This is a genomic window from Phenylobacterium sp. (genome assembly GCF_044358365.1).
Lineage (GTDB): Bacteria > Pseudomonadota > Alphaproteobacteria > Caulobacterales > Caulobacteraceae > Phenylobacterium.
The window spans coordinates 1-10521 of sequence record NZ_JBIKNZ010000093.1 but is presented as its reverse complement, the minus strand read 5'-3'; the positions used below and the strand labels follow the sequence as shown (position 1 = coordinate 10521).

At 64.8% G+C, this 10521-nt stretch carries 8 protein-coding genes; 2 read left to right on the top strand and 6 right to left on the bottom strand.

The window, feature by feature from the left end; translation table 11 throughout:
• A partial coding sequence (locus tag ACIQ3B_RS16925; RefSeq protein ID WP_397404654.1) for a molybdopterin cofactor-binding domain-containing protein occupies nucleotides 1–1989 on the bottom strand: 1989 nt, incomplete at its 3' end.
• 11 nt (nucleotides 1990–2000) lie between these two features.
• The gene (locus ACIQ3B_RS16920; protein WP_397404652.1) at nucleotides 2001–2477 is read right to left on the bottom strand and encodes a (2Fe-2S)-binding protein; all 477 of its coding nucleotides are present in this window, start codon (nucleotides 2475–2477) and stop codon (nucleotides 2001–2003) included.
• A 130-nt stretch (nucleotides 2478–2607) separates the two neighbouring features.
• Between ACIQ3B_RS16920 and ACIQ3B_RS16915 the strand changes: the two genes are divergently transcribed.
• A complete protein-coding gene (locus ACIQ3B_RS16915) occupies nucleotides 2608–2946 on the top strand; it encodes a c-type cytochrome (RefSeq protein ID WP_397404650.1) in 339 nt (112 codons plus the stop codon).
• Nucleotides 2947–2950: 4 nt separating this feature from the next.
• A complete protein-coding gene (locus ACIQ3B_RS16910) occupies nucleotides 2951–3835 on the top strand; it encodes an NAD(P)-dependent oxidoreductase (RefSeq protein WP_397404648.1) in 885 nt (294 codons plus the stop codon).
• Nucleotides 3836–3853: 18 nt separating this feature from the next.
• On the opposite strand, the gene ACIQ3B_RS16905 is transcribed toward ACIQ3B_RS16910, so the two are convergent.
• From ACIQ3B_RS16905 to ACIQ3B_RS16890, 4 genes are all read right to left on the bottom strand, one after another.
• Nucleotides 3854–5518 (bottom strand): MFS transporter, encoded by a 1665-nt coding sequence (locus ACIQ3B_RS16905; RefSeq protein WP_397404646.1) that lies wholly within the window; start codon nucleotides 5516–5518, stop codon nucleotides 3854–3856.
• A gap of 350 nt (nucleotides 5519–5868) precedes the next feature.
• The gene (locus ACIQ3B_RS16900; protein WP_397404644.1) at nucleotides 5869–8229 is read right to left on the bottom strand and encodes a PAS domain-containing protein; all 2361 of its coding nucleotides are present in this window, start codon (nucleotides 8227–8229) and stop codon (nucleotides 5869–5871) included.
• A gap of 73 nt (nucleotides 8230–8302) precedes the next feature.
• Nucleotides 8303–9493: an acyl-CoA dehydrogenase gene (locus tag ACIQ3B_RS16895; protein WP_397404642.1), complete on the bottom strand. Its 1191-nt coding sequence runs from the start codon at nucleotides 9491–9493 to the stop codon at nucleotides 8303–8305.
• A gap of 42 nt (nucleotides 9494–9535) precedes the next feature.
• On the bottom strand, nucleotides 9536–10360 hold the full coding sequence (locus ACIQ3B_RS16890; protein ID WP_397404640.1) for an enoyl-CoA hydratase/isomerase family protein: 825 nt from the start codon (nucleotides 10358–10360) through the stop codon (nucleotides 9536–9538).
• Nucleotides 10361–10521: the final 161 nt, after the last annotated feature.

Sequence of the window (10521 nt, the reverse complement as noted above, 5' to 3'; positions counted from 1 at the left end):
ATCGGTCAGGGTGATTTCGCCGTAGAGGGTCGCCGACAGGCCGTAGCAGGTGCCGCCCTCCATCTGGGCGGCGATCTGATCGGGCGAGATGGCCGTGCCGCAATCGATGGCCGTGACCACGCGACCCACTCTGGGCTGGCCGTTTTCCAGCTTCACCTCGGCCACCTGGGCCACCACCGAGCCGAAGCTCTCGTGAACCGCGACGCCGCGGGTCCAGCCGGCCGGCGCAGGCGAGCTCCAGCCCGCCTTCTCCGCCACAAGATCAAGCACAGCGATGTGGCGCCTGGCGCCGGCCTTTTCGTAAAGGGCGCGGCGGTAGGCGACCGGGTCCTTGCCCGCCCGCCTGGCCAGCTGGTCGATGGTGTGTTCCATCACATAGGCGGTGTGGATGGCGCCAACCGACCGCCACCAGAGCACGGGCACGCCGACATCCGGCATGATCAGCTGGGCGTCGACGACGGGCGTCGCCTTCAGATAGGGCGAACCCAGCACGCCTTCGACCGCAGTGGGATCGATATCCCCGCCGGACATGCCGGGAGGCGCCCCCTTCATGATCGACTGGGTGACCACCCGATGACGCCACGTCGCCGGGAAGCCTTGCGCGTCCGTGGTCACGCGAACCGTGTGATGGACGATGGGCCGGTAGTATCCTGCCCGCATGTCGTCCTCGCGGGTCCAGACCAGTTTCACGGGCCGTCCGCCGCCCACCTTCCTGGCGATATGGACACACTCGGTGACATAGTCTGACTTCAGGTTGGCGCGACGTCCAAACGAGCCGCCGGCGAACAGGGTCTCGATCTGGATCGATCCCGGCAGCGCCTTGACTATACCGGCGGTGTTTATCTGGTCCATGGTGGGCGCCTGCGATCCGAACACCAACCGGGTCGGGCCCTTGCCCACCATGGCCACGCAGTTCATCGGCTCCATGGTGGCGTGCGCCAGATAGGGGAAGTCATAAGCGATCTCCAGCGCATTGCTGCCGGCGGCAGCCTTGGCGGCGTCACCCTTGGAGTCAAAAGGCTTCCAGCCGCCCTTTTCCGGGGCAGCGGTCTTGCCGGACGCCAGATCCCTGAAGCTGGCCAGAATCTGGGCCGAGCCACGGGTCTCTGCCTTTGCTTCATCCCATTCGACCTTCAGCGCCTCGCGGCCCTGGCGCGCCGCCCAGGTGTTTTCCGCCACAACTGCGACGCCTGTGGGGATCTGATGCACGGCCACGACGCCTGCGATCTTGCTGGCCGCGGCGGCGTCGAACGACTTCACCTTGGCCCCGAATTTCGGAGCATGGGCGACCATGGCCACCAGGAGATCCGGACGCTTGACGTCCAGGGTATAGGTCGCGGCGCCGGTACTCTTGACGCGTGAGTCCTTCCGGCGGACGCGATCCGTGCCGATCAGGGTGAAGGTCTTGGGATCCTTCAGCAACGGCGCTTCGGGTGGCGTGATCCTGGCCGCTTCGTCGAGGAGATCTCCGAAGCCCGCCTGCTTGCCCGAAGCGTGGCTCAGGACCCCGTTTGCGACCTTGATCTCGGCGGCTGGAACACTCCATTTCGCCGCAGCGGCCTGCACGAACATGGCCCGCGCTGCGGCGCCCGCCGTGCGGAGCTGGGTCCAGGAATTGAAGATCGCCGACGACCCCCCGGTGCTCTGGGCGCCGCCCATCATGGTGTTGCCATAGAGCTTGGCATTCGCTGCGGCTTGCTCGACCGAAACCCTGGACCAGTCCGCGTCCAGTTCCTCCGCCGCGATGGCGGCCAGACCGGCATGGTTGCCCTGTCCAAACTCGATGTGCTTCGAGATCACCGTGACCGACCCGTCGGCCGCGAACTTGAGGAAGGGGCCAAAGGCGCCGACCTCGACCTTGGAACCGGCCGAAAGGATGTCACCGATTGAGCATCCGACCAGCAGGGATCCGCCGACCAGAGTGGCGCCGACCACCAGCGCCTGGCGACGGGTAGGTGCGCGAACGATATCCGTGAGAGGCTTGTTCATGGCGTTCGTTCCTAGGCCTTGGCCGGTGCGGTTTGGACGGCTTGACCGGCAGCCGCCTCTTTGATCGCGGCGCGGATGCGTTGGTAGGCGCCGCAGCGGCAGATGTTGCCATCCATGGCCGCGCTGATCGCGGCGTCATCCGGCTTCGGGGTCTGGGCCAGCAGCGCGACTGCGCTCATGATCTGGCCCGACTGGCAGTAGCCGCACTGGGGCACGTCCAGTTTCACCCAGGCTTCCTGCAGAGGGTGCGTCCCGCCCAGGCCCTCGATGGTGGTGATCCTGGCCGCGCCAACCGCCGATACCGGCATCTGGCAGGAGCGCATCGCCTGGCCGTCCACAAGGACCGTGCATGCACCACATTGGGCAACTCCGCAGCCATACTTTGTGCCAGTCAGCCCCAGTTCATCCCGGAGCACCCATAGCAACGGCGTGTCGGGGGCCGAGTTGACGTTCAAGGGCCGTCCGTTCACATCCACCGTGGTCGCCATGGGGCGTCTCCAGTTGCCTTATTTGAGGTCAATCCTAACGCCGTTCAGACCATCGCGTAAATCCGGCCTTGGTCGATTGTCGCCCATTACGCTAACCCGTACCGAGCCTACGAAACCCGCAGGAGAGTCCATGTTCCGTGTCGTCCCCCTCGCCGCCGTGCTGACCCTGGCCGCCGCTCCGGCGATGGCCGCCGATGGTGCACAGCTGTTCAATATGCAGTGCAAGATGTGCCACGGCGGATCCGTGATGGGTCCGAGCCTTGCAGGCGTCGCCGGCGGCAAGATCGGCGCGGGCGCCTTCGCCTATTCCCCGGCCCTCAAAGCCAAGGGCGGGACGTGGACGGACGCCAATCTCGACACCTACCTGAAGCAGCCGGCAACTTTCGCGCCCGGCACCAAGATGCTGATTAACGTGCCGAACGATGAGAACCGGGCCGCGATCATCGCCTATCTGAAGACCCTCAAATAGCATCATGGACGCCTTTCCTGCCTTCTTCCCGCTGGCCGGCCGTTCGGTGGCGATCGCGGGCGATGGCGAGGGGGCAGAGGCCAAGGCGCGGCTGTTCGTCGGCTCACCGGCACGGGTGGTGAGACTTGGCGCCGCTGAGGCGCTCGATTCCGGGAACTACGTCGGCGTGGCGCTGGCCTTCATCGCCGGTGATGACGAAACCTGGGCCCGCCAGGCCGCAGAAGCGGCTCGCTCTGCGCATGTACCCGTGAACGTGGTCGACCGCCCCGCACTCTGTGACTTCACGACCCCGTCCATCATTGACCGCGGCGTCGTCGTCGCGGCGATCGGCACCGGCGGCGCGTCGCCCATGCTGGCGACCATGTTGCGCCAGGACATCGAGGCCCGGACGCCTGAGGGGATCGGGCGGGTCGCAGAGCTGTTACGGACGACGCAGGATGAGGTGCGTGCGGCATTCCCGGAGGCGGGCGCCCGCCGCAGGTTCCTGCGCACGGCATTGTCCAGTCCGGCAGCCGCAGCCGCTTCGGCGGGCGCAATGAACGAGGCGAAGGCTTTACTGCGTGCGATGTTGACCGCCTGCGACACGTCTGCCGGGAGCGTCAACTATGTCGAGGCTGCCGGTCCCGCCGAACGCCTGACCCTCAAGGCCGTCCGCGCCCTGGCAAGCGCCGACGTGCTGGTCTGTGACCCGGACATCAACCCGGACGTTCTGGCGCTGGCGCGCCGTGACGCCGAGCGCCTGGACCCGGCGAGCGTCGCGCAGATGCAGCAATGGACGCTGTCTGGACAGTTGGTGATCCGGCTGGTGGGCGCCGGCGACTGGCGCGCAGAGCAAGCCTTGCTGGGCGCCGCAGCAGTGCGCACCGAGGTGCTACCCGTCGCCCGTTAGACCTTCCCTGCGCCCCGCCTAACGATCCAGCGGTCGTCCCTTTGTCTCCGGCAGCAGGAAGAAGCACACCACCACCGACAACGCCGTGAAGGCGAACGGATACCAGAGGCCTGAGTAGATATCCCCCGTCGCCGTCACGATGGCAAAGGCCGTGAAGGGCACGAAACCACCGACCCAGCCGGTGCCCACATGGTAGGGCAGCGACATCGCCGTGTAGCGAACGCGGGTGGGGAACAGTTCCACCAGACTGGCGGCGATGGGGCCGTAAAGCGCGCACGCAGCGACCACAAAGACAAACATCACACCGAGCGCACCCCAGATGTTCATGCGCTTTGGATCGGCCTTGGTGGGATATCCCGCCTGGGCCAGGGCGACCTTAATGCGCGTCTCCACGCTGGCCTTGACGGCCTTTGCGACGTCAGGACTGAGGCCCACGGCCGAAGTGGACGGCACCGTCCAGGCGCCGACCCGCACCATCGCCGTCTGACCCGGGACACCGGCTTCATTACGGTATGACACGCCGGCGTTGGCCAGGGTCGACTTGGCGATGTCACAGGCCGACAGGAAGCTGGCCTTGCCGACCGGGTCGAACTGGAGGGAGCAGTCTGCCGGATCGGCGACCACCACCACCGGCGTCCGGGCCTCGGCTTCCGCCAATGCTGGATTGAGGGTCTGGGTCAGCAGGTGGAAGCCCGGGAAATAAGCTGCCAACATCAGCACCATGCCAAACATCATCACGGTCTTGCGGCCAAGCCTGTCCGAAAGCCAGCCGAACACCACGTAGAGCACGGCGCTCATGGCTGTCATGGTCAGCAGCATCAGGCTGATGGTCTCGGGCGGCACCTTCAGGAAACGCTCCATGAAGGTCTGGGCATAGAAGAATGAGGTGTACCAGACCGCGCCCTGGGCAAACATCACGCCCACCAGGGCGATCAGGACCAGTTTGAGGTTGCGCCAGCGTCCGAAAGCCTCGGTGAAGGGCGCCTTGCTCTCGTTGCCCTCGGCCTTGAGCCTGGCGAATTCGGGGCTCTCTTTCAGCTTCACCCGCATCCAGATGGAAATGGCGAGAAGGACACCTGAAAACAGGAAAGGTATCCGCCAGCCCCAGGCATCGAAGGCCTCGTTGCCCACAGCCAGACGGGTCAGCAGGATAACGATGAGCGCGCCGAACAGGCCGAACGCTGCAGAACTCTGGATCCAGCTTGTGGCCTGACCTCGCCCGTTCGCGGGCGCATGCTCGGCCACATAGATAGCCGCGCCTCCATACTCGCCGCCCAGCGCGAAGCCCTGGATGATCCGCATAAGGATCAACAGGATCGGCCCGATCAATCCGGCCTGGGTGTAGCTGGGCAGAAGGCCGATCGCGACCGTGGCGCCGCCCATCAAGAGCACCGTGGCCAGGAAGGCGCCCTTGCGGCCCTTGCGGTCGCCGATCCGCCCGAACACGAGTGCGCCCAGCGGCCGGAAGAGGAAGCCGGCGCCGAATAGCGCCAGCGCGGCGGCAAATCCCGCAGTTTCCGGCAGCCCGGTGAAGAAGGTCTTGGAGATGACGCCCGTCAGACTTCCGAAGACGAAGAAATCGTACCACTCAAAGGTCGTTCCGGCGGAGGACGCCGTGATGACGGTGCGCAGGGATGTGGGCTTGTCATCCGACTCTGTAGCCTGCGCAGCGGGCTCCGTCATGCTCTCGTGTCCTTCCCAATGACTGAATCAGCGTTGATCTAGCACCGGTTCGCCATCACAGGCCAACCCGTCGTTCGCGGCCTCACGGTGAGCTGATCGTGGATCCAGGGCGACTTACCTGACCCCCACGTAGGTTTTCACCAGATCGAACAGGTCGTCGCGCGCTGCATACAGTGATAAAAAGCGTGCTCTCTCATTCAGGCCATGAACGCCATTGCCGTCTGGGCCGCCGCCAGCCCCGGGGCCAGGAACGCCGGCCCGATCAGTCCCGGTTCAAATCTACGCACCTGCGCCCCTCCGGAGTCTCAGGGGACAATGAAGCACCCCGATGCCCAGGGCGAAAGCCATCTTCAGGCAGCAGTTGTGGTTTCCACTTCCATTGCGACTGGCCTGGACGCCGCTGCTGTGATCTCGCGCAGCAGATCAGCCGGCGAGATCGGCTTGCCGACCACGCCATCCATGCCTGCGTCCAGATAAGCCCGGCGTTGGTGGGACAGCACATTGGCGGTGAGTGCGACAATCGGGGTCTGCGCCGCCGTACCGCCGAGAGCCCGAATACGTCTCGCCGCCTCCAGCCCGTCGATACCGGGCATCTGGATGTCCATCAGGATCAGGTCATAGACCTCGCGCTCCGCCGCCTCGACGCCCAGATAACCGTCGTTGGCGGTCTCGACGGAAGCCCCCATCTGCTCCAGCAGTTTCGTGGCGATCAGCCGGTTCGTCGGATTGTCCTCAACGACCAGCACCCTGACACCCTCCAGGATCGACCGACCCACCTCAGGTGTCTCGAACACGGACGCAGCGGGCTCGGCGCGCACCTCAAACCAGAAGGTCGAACCTCGCCCCTCCTTTGAGACAAAGCCGGTATGTCCGTCCATCAGTTCCGCCAGCTTTCGCGTGATGGCCAGACCAAGGCCGGAGCCGCCGAACTTCCGCGTCGTCGAGGCGTCCCCCTGGTTGAAACGGCCGAAAATCCGCTCCTGGGCCGCGGCGGAAATACCGATCCCGGTGTCTTCCACCTCAAAGCGCAGCACCCCCGCATCGGTCCGTCGGCAACGGACCGCCACACGGCCGCTTTCAGTGAACTTCACCGCATTACCCAGCAGGTTGAAGAGCGCCTGACGCAGACGGACGGGGTCGGAGATCACCCAACCCAGATCCGGGTCCGCATCCACCACCAACTGCAGGCCCTTGGCGCGGGCCTGCGGCTCCAGCAGTTGGGCCACGCCATGGACCAGCGCCGCAGGGTCGACGGCTTCGGCATTGAGCTCAAGCTTGCCGGCTTCGATCTTCGAGAAGTCGATCACGTCATTCAGGATTTCTGACAGCATCCGGCCACAGGTCAGGGCTTCATCCAGCAGGTTTCGGCCATCGGCAGACAGCAACTCGCTCTTGAGCAGATGAAGCACGCCCATCACACCGTTCAGGGGAGTACGGATTTCGTGACTCATGTTGGCCAGGAAAGCCGCCTTGGCCTCGGCGGCGTCCTCTGCGGCGCGCTGCGCCTCGATCAGGGCCAGTTCCTGTCGCTTGGCGGCGTCACAGTCCTGAATCAGACCCACGGCCTTCTGCCAGCGCCCGCTACGGGAAACCTGCAGGTGATGATGCACGCGCACCCATCGTTCGGATCCGTCCGGGCGTACGATGCGCGCCTCAAAGCACTCGCCGGCGCGGGTCTCGCCGCGAATAATGCCACGGAACGCGGCGCGCACATGCGGCAGGTCATCGATATGGAAAGCGGGATACCTGAGCTCGCAAGCCTCCTCATAGCTTGATCCGCTCTGGCCCTGGCCGGTGATCCGCTCGAACTCCGGTGAACACCAGAAGGTCTTCTTGACGTGATCAATCTCGTAAGCGCCGGCCTCCGCCGCCTGTAACGCCAGGTTCAGGCGGCTGGCTGTGGCCTGAACCTCGCGACGGGCGCGGCGCATCTGCTGCTCGCCGCGTCGGGCAGCATCACGCGCCTCGGCCAGCGCCGTGATGTCCTCGGAGATACCCTTGAGCCGCAAACTACCATAGGGTCGAACGTCGGGGCGCACAGTAACGCGCATCGTCATCCACCGTCCGTACGCGCGAATGCGATGTTCGATCTTCGCCGGACGGCCCGATTCGACCGCGTCCCTCATGGCGACGTTGAGCGGTACGATATCGCGCGGATGGATCAGTTCAAAGAACCGCTGCGAGGTCCAGGTGACCTGCGGGTCGAAACCGACCAGCTCAATCAGTTCATCCGACCACCAGATGGTGTCAGCGGCGGGATCATACTCCCAGATGCCGATCCCTGCCGACGCGCCAAGCGCCTTGCGCGTGCGTCGCGCGTCCTCGATTTCTTCTCGCGCCGCGCGCTGGGCGGTGGCGTCATACATGGTCACGATGTGCGAGCCGCCCGGCATCAACTGGCGGCGAGAGGCGTACCAGACCCAGTCACCGGTCCGGGTCCTGACCCTGACCTCGTTCTCGTAAAGGCTCCCCAGCTGCGCAGCCTCGGCGCGCGCCTTCATGTCGATGACATCCTCGGGATGGAACCGGTCCAGGCACCGGTTGCCGATCAACTCGGCGGCCGAAAGTCCGGTAACCTCGGTCCAGGCCGGATTGACCAACAAGAAGCGACCATCGGAGCTGACGACATGCATGAGATCGCGACTGTTCTCAAACAGCCACTGAACCATCTCTACGCGATCGGCGGCGCGTTTCGCGCTCTTCCGAGCCATAGGCACTCCCCTTTCGTCGAGGATAGCCTAGGTCGTACCAAGTAAATTTAGGGTTGCAGTCCGGTCGCCCTGCTCAAAACGCGCTCTCACCCGTGATCGCGCGACCCAGGATCAGAGCGTGAACGTCGTGGGCGCCTTCATATGTGTTGACGGTCTCAAGGTTCGCGGCATGGCGCATGACGTGGTACTCGCCAGAGATGCCGTTGCCGCCGTGCATGTCGCGGGCGACACGCGCTATATCCAGCGCCTTGCCGCAGTTGTTGCGCTTCAACATCGAAATGGCCTCGGGGACCCAGGCGCCCTCGTCAATCAGCCGGCCCAGCGCCAGCGCCCCTTCGAAGCCGAGGGCGATCTCGGTGGACATGTCGGCCAGCTTCTTCTGCACCAACTGGCGCGAGGCCAGGGTGCGACCAAAGAGGCTACGGCTCGACACATAGTCACGCGAGGCATGCATGCAGAATTCGGCGGCGCCCATCGCACCCCACGCAATACCGTAGCGAGCTTTGTTCAGGCACGAGAACGGACCGCGCAGGCCTTCCACGTTGGGCAGCATGGCGTCGTCGGACACAAAAACATCGGTGAGCGAAATCTCGCCGGTCACAGAGGCTCTCAGGCTGAGCTTGCCGAGGATCTTCGGCGTCTCGAACCCCTTGATCCCGCGATCCACCAGGAAACCGCGAATCTTGCCGTCGAGTTTGGCCCAGACCAGGGCAACGTCACTCAACGGGCTGTTGGTGATCCACATTTTCGCACCGTTGAGCACGAAACCGCCGGGAACCTTCTTCGCCAACGTGCGCATCGAGGCCGGGTCGGACCCGCCATCGGGCTCGGTAAGGCCGAAGCAACCGATGATCCGTCCAGCCGCCATGCCGGGCAGATACTTGCGCTTCTGCGCCTCGGAGCCGAAGGCGAAGATCGGATACATGACGAGCGAGGACTGCACGCTCATGGCCGAGCGGTAGCCGCTGTCGATCGCCTCGATCTCACGGGAGATCAAGCCATAGGCCACGTGGTTCACCCCGGCGCAGCCGTACTCTTCCGGAAGCGTGGGACCCAGAAACCCCAGCTCGCCCATCTCGGTCATGATCTCGCGATCAAACCGCTCGTCGGCATAGGCCGAGACCACCCGGGGCAGCAGCTTTTCGCGGGCATACTGGCGCGCAGCGTCCCAGACCATCCGCTCGTCTTCCGAAAGGCGCGACGAGAGGTCGAGGGGATCATCCCAGCGATAAGTCTTCTGCGGGGCGCCAGCATCGAGCGGCATCGGAAACTCCTGTCAGATCGATGGCGGGCAGATAGCGGGTTTTCAGGTCCCCGTGTAGACGCCTTTGCGCTTCTCCAGGAAGGCTGCCCGCGATTCCTTTGCGTCGTTGCGGGCGCGGCCCACGAAATCGAGGCCAAGCGTCTCGAACCGAAGCGCGTCGGCGAGGTCGCAATCGACGTTGTGCTGCAACACGCGCTTGGACATCCGAAGCGCAAGCGGCGGCCATTGGGTCATCTCGTCGGCGTAGGCGATCGCTGCGTCCTGCAGCTCGGTCGCAGGCGCGATCCGGTTGAGCAATCCCAGCCTGAGCGCCTCGTCAGCGCCCACCGCCCGGCTGGTGAAGATCATGTCGGCGGCGGCGGCATAACCCACAACCCGCGGCAGGAAGAAGCTGAGCCCCGAGTCCGGCGACAGGTTGCGCTCGATGAAGACGCTTTTGAAACGGGCCAGTTCCGAGCCGATCCGAACGTCACAGGCCAGCGCTGTCGACAGACCGGCGCCAGCCGCAACCCCGTTGATGGCCCCGATCACCGGCTTGTCAAAGCTGGCCCACATGGTCGCCCAGCGCCCGACCCAGCCCATTTCGTCCAGCTTGTCGTTTTGCGTGGGGCGAACTTGACCGCCCTCGGACATCACCGCAGCGCCTGCCGCCAGATCCGCCCCGGCGCAGAATCCGCGCCCCGCGCCAGTCAACACCAGAGCCCGGAGATCATCGTCGGCCTGAGCAGCGTTCAGAACAGTCTCGACCTCGGCGCGCATCGCGGCAGACAGTGCGTTCAACCGGTCGGGCTTGCTGAGGGTCAGAACACCCACATGCCCGCGTCGCTCGAATGTGGTGAACTCAAGAGCCTGCTGAACGTCCGCCATTTAAAGCCTCCGTGATGTGTTGGCCCTTCAATCGCGCCGAACGGCCAGCCGGGAAAGGGCTAGAAGCTGACGTCCACCGAAGCCCTGACCGAACGCGGTGTTCCGAAGAGGATGTTGTTGTCGCCATGGCTGGTGGCGGCATAGCGGCTGTCGAACAGGTT